The organism is Nocardioides ganghwensis (assembly GCF_014779655.1).
Taxonomy (GTDB): Bacteria; Actinomycetota; Actinomycetes; order Propionibacteriales; family Nocardioidaceae; genus Nocardioides; species Nocardioides ganghwensis.
Map to the genome: position 1 here is coordinate 1 of NZ_JACXYX010000028.1, position 16,457 is coordinate 16,457.

Below are 16,457 nucleotides of genomic sequence, written 5' to 3' on the forward strand. Positions count from 1 at the left end.
CAGCGCAGGCCAAATGAGAGCCACACGACCAGCGTGGGCAGCCGCGATGAGAGCGTCAGCCCGGGCGCCTGGACCGAGCCTCGCCAGGCACCGGTCCTGGGTCAATGGAACAAGCAGCCGCGATCAGTGCGGTCGCCGTGATGCATCTGGTGGACCGCGGGCACCGCACAGCTGAGCAGATGCGCGGGCAGTCACGGAGTTCTGTTGGCCCACGCGCTGTCGCGTCCTCCACGACCAGCTGTGACCGGGCGTGTTGCGATGGCGATGCCGCCGATCGGCTACGGTCGCCGTCATGGCATCTCCGGAGGCGAAGTTCGCACCTGTCGGGGCCTTGCGGGGCGGTGTGGCCCTCCTGGTCCTCGGCGCACTGATGGCCTGGGACCCCACCGACTCGGTCCCGGAGTGGGTCTGGCTCGTGACCGTGTCCGTCGGCGCGCTGCTGCTCGCGGTCGCTCTGGGCATCCGGACCCTGCGCACGTAGGCGGGGCCCACGACGGATCGGTGCAGCCGAACGCCCCTCAGCCGCGGCGGCGGCGGATCTCGGCGTTGACCGCCGGGATGATCTCGTGCAGGTCGCCGATGACGGCGTGCGTCGCCTTGGTGACCATCGGGGCGTCCGGGTCGGTGTTGATGGCGAGGATGGTCTTGGCGCTGCTGCACCCGGCCCAGTGCTGGATCGCTCCGCTGATGCCGCACGGGATGTAGAGGTCGGGCGAGATCCGGCTGCCGGTCTGGCCGACCTGCTCGTGGTGCGGACGCCAGCCGAGGGACGTGACCACCCGCGAGACGCCGAGCGAGGCGTCGAGCAGGTCCGCGAGCTCCAGCAGGTCGTCGAAGCCCTCCGCCGACCCGGCACCGCGACCGGCGCCCACGACCACCCGCGCCGACGTCAGCGCACCGGACAGGTCGGGCTCGGGCTCCTCGGTGGACACGACGCGCGCCACGAGGTCGGCGTCGGCCACCGTCGGCGTCTCCACGACCAGCTCCCCCGCGCCCGGTGCTTCGGCGGGAGCGGCCGCCACGGCGTGGCCGGCGACGGTGAAGATCGCGGGCCGCTGCGCGAGCCGCATCTCCTCCAGCGCGGCGCCACCGACGACCTGGCGGGTCACGGTGAAGGGTGACAGTCCCTCGAAGGAGACCACGTTGGCCGCCATCGGCAGGGACGTGCGGGCCGCGACGTGGGCGAGCACCTCGTTGCCGCGGGGCGTGCCCGCGGCCATCACGACGACCGACCCCGCCCGCTCGCGCACCTCGAGCAGGCCCGCCGCCCACGCGGCGCCGCAGAAGGATTCGTACGCCGGGCCGGTGAGGGCGTGGACGCGACGCACGCCGTAGGACGCGAGGACCCCGACGAGGGCGTCACCGGGCGTGCCGACCAGCACCGCGTCGATCGGGACGCCGCCGCCGGCCGCGGCGAGGTCGCGGGCGAACGTGACGGCCTCGCGCGAGGTCTCGACCGCCTCGCCGGCCGGCGAGACCTCCACCAGCACCAGGATCATCTCGCCAGCACCCCCAGCCGCTCGAACAGGTCGACAACCGCGGGCGCGGCGCCTGGCCCCTCGCCCAGCACCTGCACCGTGGACGGCGAGGGCGGCGGGAGCACGAGTCGTGCGCGGGACGCCCCGACAGGCTCGGCGACCGGCTCCCGCTCCTCGATCGGCACCTTCCTGGCCTTCATCCGCCCGGGGACGGTCGGGTAGCGCGGCTCGACACCGCCCTCGAGGACGGTGACCACGGCGGGGAGGGGCAGCCGGAAGGTCTCGTGGCCGTCGGGGCCGGAGCCGCCCGCGGTCACCACGCCGTCGGCCACCGAGACCGTGCTGACGCCGTTGACGACCGGCCAGCCGAGCTCGTACGCGAGCCGGATCCCGACCTGGAAGTCACCGCTGTCGGCGGCGTCGTTGCCGAGGAGCACGAGGTCGTGCGCGGTGCCGGCGGCGGCGTGGTCGCGGACCACCGCGGCGATCTCGCGCGCCACGTCGGCGGGCCCGTACGCCTGGGGGTCGGCGAGCACGTGGGTCGCGGCGGTGCACCCGACCGCGAGCGCGGAGCGCAGCTGCTCCACCGCGTCGGCGTCGCCGAGGGTCAGGACGGTCGCACCACTCCCCCCTGGGCCCCCGTCCTCGGCGGCGATCCGGACGGCGAGCTCGACCGCGCACTCCTCGTGCGCGCTCGTGGTGAAGCCGGCGAAGCGGCCGTCCACGCCCTGGCCGTCCTCGGTGAGGACGACCTCGCTGGACGAGTCGACGACGCGCTTCACGCAGACGAGCGGGTTGACCATCAGCGAATCCGCTCGTTGGCGGGGTCGAGGAGCGGGGTGGCATCGATCGAGCCGACGGTCACCGGGTAGAGCTCCTCCATGTAGGACACGGCGAGCTCGTTGCCGATCACGGCCTCCGACGGCGGGAGGTAGGCCAACAGGACGTGCTTGCCGAGCGAGGGGGCCGACCCGGCGCTCGTCACGTAGGGGTGGTGGCCGTGGCCGTCGGTGAGGGTGCCGCCGTCGCGGGTCAGGATCGGCTCTCCGCCGAGCATGTAGCGCTTCGTGCCGGACGCCGAGGTGTGGTCGTCGACGGTGAGGGTGCAGAGCACCGACTGCGGCTCGGCCGCGCGCTGGGCGAGGTAGGCCTCCTTGCCGACGAAGTCGGCCGCCTTGACCTTGGGTCGCTGCATCCCGGCCTCGACGATGGTCCGCTCGGAGTCGAGCTCGGCGCCGTAGGCGCGGTAGCCCTTCTCGAGGCGGCCGGTCGTGCCGTAGACGCCGATGCCGGCCGGGACCGCACCGTGGGGTGCACCGGCGTCGAGCAGCGCGTCCCAGAGCTCCGCCGCGCGGGACATCGGCACGTAGAGCTCCCAGCCGAGCTCGCCGACGTAGGAGATGCGCGAGGCCAGCACGGTGATGCCCTTCCCCGATCCCGACGACACCGTGATCTCGCGGCAGGACAGGAAGCCGAAGCCCTCGTCGGAGACGTCGTCGGAGGTCAGGGAGGAGAGGATGTCGCGGGCGCGGGGGCCCCAGACGCCGATGGTGGAGACGTCGTCGGTGAGGTCGGTCAGCGTGGTGGTGCCGTCCTCGGGCAGGTGCCCGGTGAACCAGGCCCGGTCGGCCATGCCGTGCGCGCCGCCGGTGACCACCCGGAAGTGGTCGTCACCGAGCCGCATCACGGTCAGGTCGGAGCGGAAGCCGCCCTTGGCGTCGAGGACGGGCGTGTAGACCACCTTGCCGACCGCGACGTCGCACTGCGCCACGCAGGTCGTCTGGACGACGTCGAGCGCCTCGGGGCCCTCGATGTCGAAGATGCAGAACGCCGAGAGGTCGATGACCGCCGCGGCCTCGCGCATCCGGAGGTGCTCGGCGTTGATGATCGGGCTCCACCACCGCGAGTCCCACTCGTGCTCGCGCGGCATCACCGCGTCGCCGTACTGCTCGAGCAGCGCGGCGTTCGACTCGTACCAGAACGGGCGCTCCCAGCCGGCGGTCTCGAAGAAGACGGCGCCGAGCTTGGCCTGCGAGTCGTGCATCGGGGCGAGCCGCTGGTCGCGGTCGGACTCGTACTGCTCGGCCGGGTGGACGATGCCGTAGGTCTTGATGAAGGACTCGGTGGTGCGCAGCCGGGTGTGCTCGCGCCGCTTCTGGTGCTGGTGGAAGCGCGCGATGTCGCTGTGGTGCAGGTCGATCTCGGAGTGGCCGTGGGTCATCCACTCCGCCACCGCGCGGCCCACGCCGGGGCCTTCCTTGATCCACACCGCAGCGGCGGTCCACAGCCCGGCGACCTCGCTCTCGCCCAGGATCGGGTTGCCGTCGCAGGTCAGGGAGAGCAGGCCGTTGATCGCGTAGCGCATCTCCGCGCCCTCCGCGCCGAGCAGCTCCGGCATCAGCTCGTAGGCCTGCTCGAGCTGGGGGTCGAAGTCGTCGGAGGTGAACGGCATCTCGGTCGGTGACAGCTTGGCCTGCTCGATCGAGGGGATGTCCTCGGGCTCGTGGAGGATCGCGCGGTGGGCGTAGGAGCCGACCTCCATGTCGGCGCCGTGCTGGCGCTCGTAGCAGAAGGTGTCCATGTCGCGGATGATCGGGAAGGAGATCTCGCCCTCCTTCTCGGCCAGCTGCGGGCACGGCCCCACGCTGATCATCTGGTGCACGGCCGGCGTGAGCGGGATGCTGATGCCGGCCATGTCGCCGAGCTTGGGGCTCCACACGCCCGCCGCGATGACGACGGTGGGGGTCTCGATGTCGCCGCCGGTCGTGCGCACCCGGGTGATGCGACGGCCGCGGGGGCCGTCCTCGGTGTCGAGGCCGACGACCTCCACGGTCGGCACGACGGTCAGCTCACCCGTCGCGAGCGCGCGCTCGCGCATGATCGTGCCGGCGCGCAGCGAGTCCACGACGCCGACGCCGGGCGTCCAGAACGCTCCGATGAACTGGTCCTCCTCGATGAAGGGGACCCGCTCCTTGACGAAGGCCGGGCTGACCAGCTCGGCCTCGATGCCCCACGCCCGCGCGCTCGACATGCGGCGCCGCAGCTCCTCCATCCGTTCCTCGGTGCGGGCGATCTCGAATCCGCCGGACCGGGTGAAGACGCCCATCTCCTGGTACTGCGCGACCGAGTCGAGGGTGAGGTCGGTGATCTCGCGGGAGTGGTCGACGGTGAAGATGAAGTTGGACGCGTGACCGGTGGACCCGCCCGGGTTGGGCAGCGCCCCCTTGTCGATCTGCACCACGTCCTTCCACCCGAGCCGGGTGAGGTGGTGCACGAGGCTGTTGCCGACGATGCCGGCTCCGATCACGACGATGCCGGCGGTCGTGGGGACATCTGCCATGGCTGGCTCCTGTGCGGGGGACGGCTCGGATGCGGCGTTGCGTATTGTGCAACTTGTTGCGTCATGCGCGACACTCGAAATGTACGCCGCCGCCCCCGCGCACTGTCAAGGGTGCGCGGGGGCGGCGTTCGGGTCGCGCTCCGGTCAGCACCCGGTCAGGACCCGCTCAGGACCCCTTCTCCCCCTCGGGCATCGGGCTGACGTCGTCCGGGTCGGCGCCGAGCGCGGCGAGCGCGACCGAGTGGTTCTCGACCGAGTCGTACTTCTGCGCGTGGAGAACGGCCTTGCGCACCCGCGACGGGAGCGTCGACTCGTACGGCTCCTCGCGCAGCGACTTCATCAGAGACACGCACATCGCGCAGATCACCAGCATGAACGGGCCGGCCACGATGATGACCAGCGTCTGCAGGGCGCCCAGTCCTCCGGAGAACAGCAGCACGGCCGCCACCGCGCCCTGCGCGACGCCCCAGAAGATCACGAGCCAGCGCATCGGCTCCTCCTTGCCGTGCTGGCTGAGCATGCCCATCACGATCGAGGCGGAGTCGGCACCGGTGATGAAGAAGATCGCCACCAGGAAGACGGCCAGCACGACGGTGACGCTCGCGAGGGGGTACTCGCGCAGCGTCGTGAACAGGGCGCTCTCGGTGCCCTCCTCGGCCAGCACGGCGCCGAGGTCGCGGGCGCCGGAGAGCTGGAGGTCGAAGGCGGAGCCGGCCAGGATCGAGAACCAGACGAACGAGACCAGGCTCGGCACGAGGATCACGTAGACCACGAACTGGCGGATCGTGCGGCCCTTGGAGATGCGCGCGATGAACATGCCGACGAAGGGCGTCCACGAGATCCACCAGGCCCAGTAGAAGATCGTCCAGGCGCTGAGGAACTCGCTGCCGCCGAACGCGCCGGTGCGGAAGGCCATCGTGGGCAGGTGCGTGAGGTAGCCGCCCAGGGACTCGGTGAAGGTGCTGAGGATGAAGACGGTCGGGCCGACCACGAAGAGGAAGAAGACCAGCACCACGGCCGCGATGGCGTTGGCGTTGGAGAGCAGCTGCACGCCCTTCTCGATGCCGGTCACCGCGGAGATCACGAAGCAGGCGGTGAGGAACCCGATGACGCCCACGGTCAGCCACCGCGAGTCGCCGGTGCCGAAGACGTCGTCGAGACCGCCGGTGATCTGCAGCGCGCCGAGACCGAGCGAGGTCGCGGAGCCGAAGAGGGTGGCGAAGATGGCGATGATGTCGATGGCCTTGCCGGGGCCCTGCGTGGCGCGTGCGCCCAGGAGCGGCCCGAAGGCGCCCGAGACCAGGTTGCCGGTGCCCTTGCGGTAGGCGAAGTAGCCGATCGCAAGGCCGATCACGCTGTACATCGCCCACGGGTGGAAGCCCCAGTGGAAGAAGGCGTACTCCATGGCGACGCGTGCGCTGTCGGGCGTGGACGGGTCACCGCGGCCCGGCGGGATGCTGCTCGCGTCGGTGGCGGTGAGGTAGGTCAGCGGCTCGGCGACGCCCCAGAACATCAGGCCGATGCCCATGCCGGTCGCGAACATCATCGACACCCAGGAGAACGTCGAGAACTCCGGCTGCGAGTCGTCGGGGCCGAGCCGGATGTTGCCGTAGCGGGTGACGGCGAGGTAGGCCGAGAACATCAGGAAGAGCGCGCTGACGAGGATGAACAGCCAGCCGAACGACCTGGTCAGCCAGCCGAGCACCTCGCCGGTCCCGGTGCCCATCCCCTCGGAGTCGAGGGTGCCCCAGGCGAGGAACGCGATGGCGAGCGCAGCGGCGACGCCGAAGGTGATCTTGTCGAGCGGGTACTGGCCGTCCCTGCCGGCCGGCGGGGGCACCAGCGACTCCCCCACGGGTTCCTTGAGCGCCATGCCGCCTCCCGATCCCGTTGCGCCTGGCGCAACATAGTGCGTGACTTGCAACACGGGTACAGTGCTCCGCACCCGGCGCGGGTGTCAAGGACCTCCCGGCCGGGTGCGGGCCGTCGCTCAGCCCAGCCAGGCGTCGACCTTGTCCTGGTTCTCCTCGATCCACTTCGCGGCTGCGTCCTCGGGCGACATGCCGTCCTCGGCGATGTAGGCGGCGACGACGTTCTGGTCCTCGTTGGTCCACGTGAAGTTCCGCACCAGGTCGACGGCGGTGGAGTCGGACGCCGCCCACTCGGTGCCGACGATCTTCTTCAGGTCGGTCTCGGGGTAGTCGCAGGCGACCTCCTGCGGGTCGTCCTGGCACCCCTCCTCGTAGGGAGGCAGGGCGACGCGCTGCATGGCGACCTCGGCGTTGAAGTACTGCGGCTCGTACCAGTAGCCGATGACCCACTCCTTGTTCTCCTCGGCCTTGCGGAAGGCCTCGATGCTGGCGGCCTCCGAGCCCGAGAAGACGACCTTGAAGTCGAGGTCCAGGTTGGACACGATCGCCTCGTCGAACTGGACGTACGACGGGTCGGCGCCGAGGAACTGTCCCTTGCCTCCCGACTCCGAGGTGGCGAACTCCGAGGCGTACTTGTTGAGGTTCTCCCACTCGAGGATGTCGGGGTGCTCCTCGGCCAGCCACGGCGGGACGAACCAGCCGATGATGCCGACGTTGCCCTGCGGGCCGAAGTCCTCCGCGGTCCCGTCACCCTCCTCGGCGAAGAACTTCTTCTCCAGGTCGGGGTGCCCCCAGTCCTCGATGACGACGTCGACCTCGCCGGTGCCGAAGCCCTGCCAGGAGACGTCCTCCTTGAGCTCCTTGTAGTTGACCGTGCAGCCCAGCTGGTCCTGGGCGACGGTGCCGACGACGTAGGCGCTCGCCTCGTAGCCGACCCAGGGGTTGACGGCCATGTTGAGGTCGCCGCACTCGCCCCCGGCGTCGCTCGCGGCCTCCTCGTTGGCCTCGGTCTGCTCCTCGATGGAGCCCCCGCCGCAGGCGGAGAGCACCACGACGGCGACGGTGGCGAGCGCCCCCAGGCGGGCCGCTCGGCTTCGGTAGTTGCGCATGGTGCTGCTCCTTCTGTGAGGTGGTGCTAGTTGTTCGGCGGACCGATCGGCAGCCGGAGGTGGAAGGCGCGACGCGGTCCCGGGCCGTCGTCACGACGTACGTCGGCGGCCGCGCGGGTGATCCGGTCGAGCATCACGCCGAGCAGCACGATCGTGATGCCCGCGGCGAGGCCCTTGCCCCACGCCTCGCTGCGGGCGAAGCCGTAGACCACGTCGTAGCCCAGCGCGCCCGCTCCGACCAGACCGCCGATGACCGTCATGGCCAGGACGTAGAGCAGGCCCTGGTTGGTGGCGAGCACCAGCGACCCCCTGGCCATCGGCAGCTGGACCTTGGTGATCTCCTGCCAGGTGGTCTGGCCGGTGGAACGACCTGCCTCGATCGTGGTGGGCGAGACGCCCTTCACCCCGTCGGCCACGAGCTTGATGGCCGCGGGGGCGGCGTAGACGATGCCGGCCGTGATCGCGGTGAAGCGGGAAGGACCGAAGAGGGCGAGCACCGGGATCAGGTAGACGAACGGCGGGATGGTCTGCCCGGCGTCCAGCAGCGGCCGGAGGCCGAGGTCGACGCGCCTGTCGCGCGCCATCCAGACGCCGAAGACCAGGGCCAGGACCATGACCAGCACGGTGGCCACCAGCGTCATGTTGAGGGTGATCATCGCGTCGTGCCACAGGTCGAAGTACCAGATGCCGGCCAGGCAGACGACCGTGCTGACCAGGGCACGTACGCCGCCGAAGACCAAGGCGAGCGCCGCGAGGGCCACGAACGCCAGCCACCAGGGCGAGTCGGCGAGCAGGGCCTGCGTGCGGTTGAGGAACTGGTTGGTGATGAGGTCCTTGATCCACTCGGTCGCGCCGCCGAAGGTGCCGGTGAACCAGTCGACGCCGTCGCTCACCGCACTCGCGACCCTGTCGCCGATGCTGTACGCAGGGAACTCGGCCAGGCCGACGTAGGTGCGGGAGAGGTAGATCGCGACCAGGGTCGCCACCCCGCCGCCGATGATCAGCCCCCGGCGCACCCGCGGGTCGCCGCCACCGCCGCGAGCGACCTTCTCCGCGCGCTCGCTCGCCGCCGTCGTGGCCCGGTCGAGCATGACCGCCATGACGACGATCAGGGCGCCCGGGACGAACGCGGTGCCGACGTCGTTGATGCGCAGGCCGGCGAGCACGGGCTTGCCGAGCCCGGGTCCGTTGACGAAGGCGGCGAGGGTGGCCATCGACAGCGCCGCCAGCGTCGTCTGGTTGAGGCCGACGATGATCGTCTTGCGGGCCATCGGGACCTGCACCTTGAACAGCCGCTGCCAGTAGGTCTGCCCGGCCGAGTCGGTGGCCTCGACGGTCGTGGCCGACACCTCGCGGATGCCGAAGCCGGCGATCCGGATCAGGGGTGGCAGTGCGTAGATCAGCGTGGAGACCACGGCCGCGCTCGGGCCGATGCCGAAGAAGAGCACGATCGGCAGCAGGTAGACGAACGTCGGCATCGTCTGCATGAAGTCGAGGAAGGGGGTGACGACCTGGTTGGCTCGTCGGTTGGTGCCGATCAGGACGGCCAGCGGGAGCCCGATGACGACGGCCAGCACGACCGAGATGCCGGTGATGATGAGCAGGTCGAGGGAGTCCTCCCAGTAGCCGAGGACGCCGAAGGAGAGGAACGACGCCGCCACCAGCAGGGCGATGCGCCAGCTCGCGACGACCAGGCCGACGTACGTCGCGAGAGCGACGACGCCCAGCCAGCCGATCTCGGGCACCGGCCGCGGGAAGTTGGGCAGCACGACCATCCGCTGGAGCCACTCGACCGCACTGCGCAGCGCATCGGCGATCGCGTTGGTGAACTGCATGACGGGATTGGTCGCGCGGCCGGCCAGCAGCTCGTTCTGGAACTCGGTGAGCCGGTCGTGCAGGTCGGTGCGGGACGTGCCGGGCAGCGCCAGCGTCTGGGTGCCGTTGGTGAAGTACCAGACCACCACCCAGGCAGCCAGGATGACCGCCGCCGGGATCCAGCGGCTGATGCTCGTCTGCTCCTCGGCCGGCGGCGGAGCGCCCGGCTCGACGGGCTTGGGCGTCGGCGAGGGAGAGATGGTGGCGGTCACGTCACGTCTTCCTCCGCCACGACGACCCGCATGATGTCCTCCTCGTCGACCACCCCGACCAGGGTGTCCCCGTCCATGACCCGGATGGGGGCGTCGGACGCGATCGCGGCCCGGGCCGCCTGCCGCACGATCGTCGACACCGGCAGCGCGGGCCCGTCCATCGGCTCCCCGGCTCGCGGCTCACGCATCACCCACTTCAACGTGAGCACGTGGGCCTTCGGCACCTCGGACACGAAGTCCTTGACGTAGTCGTCGGCAGGCTGGGCCACGACCTCGTCCGGAGTGCCGATCTGCACGATCTCGCCGTCGCGCAGGATCATGATCCGGTCGCCGAGCTTGAGCGCCTCGGCGAGGTCGTGGGTGATGAAGACCATCGTCTTGCCGAGCTCGCGGTGCAGCCGGATGACCTCGTTCTGCATGTCGCGCCGGATCAGCGGGTCGAGCGCGGAGAACGGCTCGTCGAAGAGCAGCATCTCCGGGTCGCCGGCCAGCGCCCGGGCGAGGCCGACCCGCTGCTGCATGCCCCCCGAGAGCTGGTCGGGATAGGACTTCTCATAGCCCTGCAGCCCGACCAGCTCGACGATCTCGGCGGCCTTCGCCCGACGCTCCTTCTTGGCGACGCCGCGCACCTCGAGTCCGTAGGCGACGTTGTCGATCACCTGGCGGTGGGGCAGCAGGCCGAAGTGCTGGAACACCATCGACACCTGCGTGCGGCGTACGTCGCGCAGCTGGCTCGCCGACGCCGAGGTGATGTCCATCCCGTTGAGCGAGATCGTGCCGCTGGTGGGCTCGATGAGCCGGGTCAGCAGCCGGACCAGCGTGGACTTCCCCGAGCCGGAGAGCCCCATCACCACGAACACCTCGCCCGGAGCGACCTCGAACGACACGTCCTTGACCCCCACCACGCAGTTGGTCCGGGCCTTCAGGTCGGCGCGCGACAGCTCGGCATCGGGCGTGCCGATGATCTTGTCTGCGCGGGCGCCGAAGATCTTCCAGAGACTGTCGACCGACAGGGCTGCCGTCATCGCTGCTCCTCCGCAGGGTGTCGGGTGCCACCGGGGCCCGATCGGACCTCGCCCTCGCTGCTGTTGTTGCGTATGTCGCAACCAGATGCTCTGAACGCAACCAGCCGGACAAGCGAAGGATCCTGCGACTCACCCCCGCGGTCAAGAGCAGGGGCGACACCGTGCCCTGCCCGTGACCCGGTCCAGACCGGCCGGCGGATCACGTGGCGCGGAGGAACTCCAGGTGGCGCTCGTACTGGTCCAGGCAGTCGTGGATGACCTGCTCGGCCGTGTATCCCATGACGTCGTAGTCCTGGCCGCCGTCGGCGAGGTGCACCTCGAGGCGTGCGTACTGGTCGCGGTTCCCGATCATCCGGCCGCCGTAGGTCGGCACGGGTGAGCGCCGGACCTCCACGCGGTAGACGAAGCGGTCGGCCTCGAGGTCGGTGGCGAGCTGCACCCACGGGAGCTGGTGGCCGCCGATGGTCCCATCGCCCGTCACAGCGGCGGGCACCCCCATCGACGAGAGCTCCTCCGCGACCTCCACGAGCGCGGGGCGGACGGTCGAGACGAGGTACGCGGCTGCGGCCTCGTCGTCGACGAAGTTGATCGCCCGGGCGAGCCTGGCCTTCCACGCCTTCCGGTTGTCCTCGGTGGATCCGGTGCGCGCGGAGAGGAGTGGCGCGATGCTGCGTACGCCCTCGGCCTTGCGTCCCTCGTTGCGGAGCGATCGGAACAGTCCCCACATGACCAGCACCAGCACGAACGCGAAGGGCAGGCCCATGATGATCGTGGCGTACTGCAGGGCGAGGATGCCGCCGACGGCGAGCATGGCGACCGTCAGCAGGCCGGTGGCGCTGGCCCAGGTGATCCGCAGCCAGGCGGCGCAGTCCTGCTGCACGTCGCGCAGCTCCGAGCACAGGTTGCCCATGACCAGCGCCGCGGAGTCGGCGGAGGTGATGTAGAAGAGGAGGCCGACCACGACGGCGAGGAAGACGACGACGTCGGCCAGCGGGTAGTCGCGCAGCAGGTCGTAGAAGCCGACGCCGGTGAAGTCGACGGCAGCCTCGGCGAAGGCCTCGTCCCCGCCGCGGACCTTGTCGATCGCGGCGTTGCCGAAGATCGAGATCCACATGACGATGTAGCTGAACGGGATCACCATCGTGCCGAGCACGAACTGCCGGATCGTGCGCCCGCGCGAGATCCGGGCCAGGAAGAGGCCCACGAAGGACGCCCAGGCCACCCACCACGCCCAGAAGAACAGCGTCCAGAGCTCCATCCACTCCTGGGTGTCGGTGAAGGCGAAGGTCTCCATCGACTTGGCCGGGAAGGACCTGATGAAGTCGCCGACGTTCATCACGACGGCGTTGAGCAGGAACGAGGTCCTGCCGGTGACCAGCACCCAGCCGGCGAGGGCGAGGGCGAGCAGCACGTTGAGCTGGGACAGGAACCGGATGCCCTTGTCCACGCCGGTGGTGGCCGACACCGCGGCGACCGTGACCGCGAGGACCGCCAGGGCGGCCTGCGCCCCGGTGCCCACGGGCACGCCGAAGATGACGTTGAGGCCGACGTTGAGGAACACCACCCCGATGCCCAGGCTGGTGGCGACGCCGAAGATCGTGCCGAGCACGGCCGCGGTGTCGACGGCGTGGCCGAGCGGGCCGTCGATGCGCTTGCCGAACACCGGGTGGAGCGCGGACCGCACGGCCAGCGGCAGGTTCTTGCGGTAGGAGAAGTAGGCGAGGGCCAGGCCCATCAGCGCGTACATCGCCCACCCCGTCACGCCGTAGTGGAACAGCGTCCAGACGGTCGCCTCGCGGGCCGCGTCGACGGTCCCGGGCTCACCGACGGGCGGGGCGGTGTACTGCGAGACCGGCTCGATGACCGAGTAGAACATCACGTCCGTGCCGATGCCGGCGGCGAAGAGCATGCTCGCCCACGCGAAGGTCGAGAACTCCGGGCGGGAGTGGTCGGGGCCGAGCCGGATGCTGCCGTAGCGGGAGGCGCCGAGGAAGATCACGAAGCCGACGATCACCGTCGCGAGGGCGACGTAGAACCAGCCGAAGCCCGTCCCGACCCGGCCCACGAGGTCGCCGATCACGCTCTCAGCGTTGGTGGGCGCGACGATCGCCCACAGGGTGATCAGGCAGACGCCGACGAAGGACGTGACGAAGACCGGCCACCTCACGGTCGGACCGGGCGCACCGCGGTCCGGGTCGGCAGGTGCGGGGGCGTCGAGCTGTGCGGTCATGTGGGCCTCCGGTCTCGAGCGGGTCGGGGTCACGTGGCGTTGCGGGGATCTCCGGGCGGGTAGAGCGGGGAGTGGTCGCGGTGGCGGTAGTAGGGCACGTCGGCCGGCGGGAGCGGGGTGTTGCCGAGGACCAGGTCGGCGGCCTTCTCGGCGACCATCATCACCGGCGCGTAGATGTTGCCGTTGGTGACGAACGGGAACACGCTCGCGTCGACGACCCGCAGGCCCTCCGTGCCGTGGACCTGCATGCTCCCCGGGTCGGTCACCGACTGCTCGTCTGTGCCCATGCGCGCGGTGCACGAGGGGTGCAGCGCGGTCTCGGCGTCCTTGCGGACCCACTCGAGGATCTCCTCGTCGGTCTCCACCGCGCTGCCCGGCGACAGCTCGCCGCCGTTGAACGGCGCCAGGGCGGGCTGCCCGAGGATGGTGCGGGCCACTCGCACCGCCTCGACCCACTCGCGGCGGTCGTTGGGCGTGGAGAGGTAGTTGAAGAGCATCTTCGGCTTCTGCCGCGGGTCGGCCGACGCGATGCGCACCCACCCGCGGGTGTCGGCGTACATCGGGCCGATGTGGACCTGGTAGCCGTGGGCGTAGCGGTCCTGCCCCTCGGGGGGCGACCCGTCGTAGCGGATCGCGATCGGGAGGAAGTGGAACATCAGGTTGGGCCAGTCGACGTCGTCGTTGGACCGGCAGAACCCGCCGCCCTCGAAGTGGTTGGACGCGGCCGTGCCGGTCCGCTTGAACAGCCACTCCAGGCCGACGAGCGGGCGGTTGTGCCACTTGAGGCCCTCGACGATCGACACCGGCTGCAGGCAGGCGTGCTGGATGTAGACCTCGAGGTGGTCCTGGAGGTTCTCCCCGACGCCCGGCAGGTCGTGGACCATCTCGATGCCGAGGGGGCGCAGGTGCTCGGGGTTGCCGATGCCGGACAGCTGCAGCAGCTGCGGCGAGTTGATCGCGCCGCCGCACAGGACCACCTCGCCGGCCGCGGCGTACTCGTGCCTGCGCCCGGCGCGGAGGTACTCCACCCCGACGGCCCGCCTGCCCTCGAAGCGCACGCGCGTGGCGTGCGCGAAGGTCTCGACGGTGAGGTTCTTGCGGCCCATCACCGGGTGCAGGTAGGCCCGGGCGGCGGACATGCGTACGCCGTTGACGATGTTGCGGTCGAAGCGCCCGAAGCCCTCCTGGCGGTAGCCGTTGACGTCGTCGGTGAGGGGGTAGCCGGCCTGCTGGGCGGACTCGAAGAACGCGTTGAAGAGGGGGTTGAGCGCGGGGCTGCGCTCGAGGCGCAAGGGGCCGGACCCGCCGCGCCAGGGGTCGGCGCCGACCTGGCCGTCGGGCATCACCAGCGACTCCATGCGGCGGAAGTAGGGCAGGCAGTGCCGGTAGTCCCAGGTCTCCATGCCGGGCTCGGCGGCCCAACGCTCGTAGTCCATCGGGTTGCCCCGCTGGAAGATCATGCCGTTGATCGACGAGGAGCCGCCGAGCACCTTGCCGCGCGCGTGGTAGACGCGACGGCCTCCCATCGCGGGCTCCGGCTCGGACTCGTACTTCCAGTCGTAGAGCGCGTTGCCGATCGGGAACGGCAGGGCGGCGGGCGCGTGGATCAGCGGGTCGAACCGGTCGGTGCGGCCGGCCTCGAGCACCAGGACGCTCGTCGCGGGGTCGGCGGAGAGCCGGTTGGCCAGGGCGCACCCGGCCGACCCGCCGCCGACGATCACGAAGTCGTACGCCTTGCCGGTGCGCCCGCTCACGAGTCCGACCCGCCGAACCAGCGCTGCGGCTCCGGGGCGATGTTGTGCCAGACGTGCTTGGTCTCGCGGTACTCGTCGAGACCGGCCCGGCCGAGCTCGCGCCCGATGCCCGACTGCTTGTAGCCGCCCCACTCGGCCTGGGCGACGTAGGGGTGGTAGTCGTTGATCCAGACCGTGCCCATGCGCAGCCCGGCCGCGACTCGCTGGCCCCGGCCCGCGTCCTGCGTCCAGACCGCACCGGCGAGTCCGTAGATGCTGTCGTTGGCCAGCCGCACGGCCTCGGCCTCGTCGGTGAAGGTCTCGACCGTGAGCACCGGCCCGAAGGACTCCTCCTGCGTGACGCTCATGGAGCTGGTGCACCCGTCGAGGACGGTCGGCAGGTAGTAGAACCCGTCGGCGAGGGCGGGGTCGTCCGGGCGCGCGCCGCCGCACCGCAGCACCGCGCCCTCGGCGAGGCCGGCCGCGACGTACGCCTCGACCTTCTCGCGGTGGGCGGCGCTGGTGAGCGGGCCGGTCTCGGCCGCCTCGTCGAAGGGTCCGCCCAGCCGGATCTCGCGGGCGCGGGCGACGAGGTCGTCGACGAACCGGTCGTGGATCGACTCCTCGACGATGAGGCGCGCGCCGGCCGAGCACACCTGGCCGGAGTGCAGGAACACCGCGGTGAGCGCGAAGTCGAGGGCGGTGTCGTAGTCGGCGTCGGCGAACACGATGTTGGGGTTCTTGCCGCCGAGCTCGAGGGCGACCCGCTTCACCGTGCCGGACGCCGCGGCCATGATGCGCTTGCCGGTCGCGAGGCCTCCGGTGAAGGACACGAGGTCCACGCGCGGGTCCTCCGAGAGCGGCGCTCCGGCGGTCGGCCCCTCCCCCAGCACCAGGTTGGCCACGCCCGCCGGGAGCCCCGCCTCCTCCAGCACCCGCATGAGGTGGATGGCGGTGTGCGGGGTGATCTCGCTCGGCTTGAGGACGAAGGTGTTGCCCGCGGCCAGGCACGGAGCGACCTTCCACGCGACCTGCAGCAGCGGGTAGTTCCACGGGGTGATCAGGCCGCACACGCCGACGGGCTCGTGCACGATGCGGCTCACCACGGCCGGGTTGCCGGTGTCGACGACCCGGCCGCCCTCGCCGTCGGCGGCGTGGCCGAAGTGGCGGAACACCGACACCACGTCGTCGACGTCGTAGCCGCTCTCGACGAGCCGTTTGCCGGTGTCGAGCGACTCGGCCCGCGCGATGGCGTCCTTGTCACGCTCGAGCAGGTCGGCGACGCGCAGCAGCAGGTCGCCGCGCTCCCGGTTGGACCACCCCGGCCACGGACCGCCGTGGAACGCGCGGTGCGCAGCCGCGATGGCCAGCTCGGTGTCGCCGGCGTCCGCCTCCGCGACCTCCGCGACCAGGGATCCGTCAGCTGGGCAGCGGATCTCGCGCCGCCCACCTCCGCGGGCCGGGATCCAGCTGCCGTCGATGTACAGGTCGGGCACGGTCGCCTCGCTCTCTCTGTGCGGAAGGATCCTGCGGTCCGGGTCCGGGCGTCAAGGTCCGGGCTGGTCCGGTCGCCCGGAAGGCCGT

11 protein-coding genes are annotated in these 16,457 nt (G+C 70.8%); 1 reads left to right on the forward strand and 10 read right to left on the reverse strand.

The genetic code is table 11. The features are described from left to right. Nucleotides 1-292: 292 nt before the first annotated feature. Nucleotides 293-481 (forward strand): hypothetical protein, encoded by a 189-nt coding sequence (locus tag IEZ24_RS21045; protein ID WP_129457079.1) that lies wholly within the window; start codon nt 293-295, stop codon nt 479-481. A gap of 37 nt (nt 482-518) precedes the next feature. On the opposite strand, the gene IEZ24_RS21050 is transcribed toward IEZ24_RS21045, so the two are convergent. The 10 genes from IEZ24_RS21050 to IEZ24_RS21095 form a co-directional block, all read right to left on the reverse strand. Beyond that, nucleotides 519-1,499 (reverse strand): electron transfer flavoprotein subunit alpha/FixB family protein, encoded by a 981-nt coding sequence (locus IEZ24_RS21050; protein ID WP_129457078.1) that lies wholly within the window; start codon nt 1,497-1,499, stop codon nt 519-521. Next, nucleotides 1,496-2,281 carry an electron transfer flavoprotein subunit beta/FixA family protein gene (locus tag IEZ24_RS21055; protein WP_129457077.1) on the reverse strand — a complete coding sequence of 262 codons (786 nt, stop codon included), beginning with the start codon at nt 2,279-2,281 and terminating at the stop codon, nt 1,496-1,498. The genes IEZ24_RS21050 and IEZ24_RS21055 overlap by 4 nt, the downstream gene beginning before the upstream one ends. Continuing rightward, nucleotides 2,281-4,818 (reverse strand): GcvT family protein, encoded by a 2,538-nt coding sequence (locus tag IEZ24_RS21060; protein WP_129457076.1) that lies wholly within the window; start codon nt 4,816-4,818, stop codon nt 2,281-2,283. Before IEZ24_RS21060 ends, IEZ24_RS21055 begins: the two co-directional genes overlap by 1 nt. 166 nt (nt 4,819-4,984) lie before the next feature. Next, on the reverse strand, nt 4,985-6,691 hold the full coding sequence (locus tag IEZ24_RS21065) for a BCCT family transporter (protein ID WP_129457075.1): 1,707 nt from the start codon (nt 6,689-6,691) through the stop codon (nt 4,985-4,987). Nucleotides 6,692-6,808: 117 nt separating this feature from the next. Beyond that, entirely contained in the window at nt 6,809-7,798 is a 990-nt protein-coding gene (locus IEZ24_RS21070) for an ABC transporter substrate-binding protein (RefSeq protein ID WP_129457074.1), read from the reverse strand. A gap of 26 nt (nt 7,799-7,824) precedes the next feature. Further along, the gene (locus IEZ24_RS21075; RefSeq protein WP_242498625.1) at nt 7,825-9,885 is read right to left on the reverse strand and encodes an ABC transporter permease; all 2,061 of its coding nucleotides are present in this window, start codon (nt 9,883-9,885) and stop codon (nt 7,825-7,827) included. After that, entirely contained in the window at nt 9,882-10,910 is a 1,029-nt protein-coding gene (locus tag IEZ24_RS21080; RefSeq protein WP_129457073.1) for a quaternary amine ABC transporter ATP-binding protein, read from the reverse strand. The genes IEZ24_RS21075 and IEZ24_RS21080 overlap by 4 nt, the downstream gene beginning before the upstream one ends. Nucleotides 10,911-11,109: 199 nt before the next feature. Next, nucleotides 11,110-13,140, reverse strand: a complete 2,031-nt coding sequence (gene betT, locus IEZ24_RS21085; RefSeq protein WP_129457072.1) for a choline BCCT transporter BetT — start codon at nt 13,138-13,140, stop codon at nt 11,110-11,112. A 29-nt stretch (nt 13,141-13,169) separates the two neighbouring features. Next, entirely contained in the window at nt 13,170-14,894 is a 1,725-nt protein-coding gene (betA, locus tag IEZ24_RS21090; RefSeq protein ID WP_129457071.1) for a choline dehydrogenase, read from the reverse strand. Beyond that, the gene (locus IEZ24_RS21095; RefSeq protein WP_129457070.1) at nt 14,891-16,369 is read right to left on the reverse strand and encodes an aldehyde dehydrogenase family protein; all 1,479 of its coding nucleotides are present in this window, start codon (nt 16,367-16,369) and stop codon (nt 14,891-14,893) included. Before IEZ24_RS21095 ends, betA begins: the two co-directional genes overlap by 4 nt. Nucleotides 16,370-16,457: the final 88 nt, after the last annotated feature.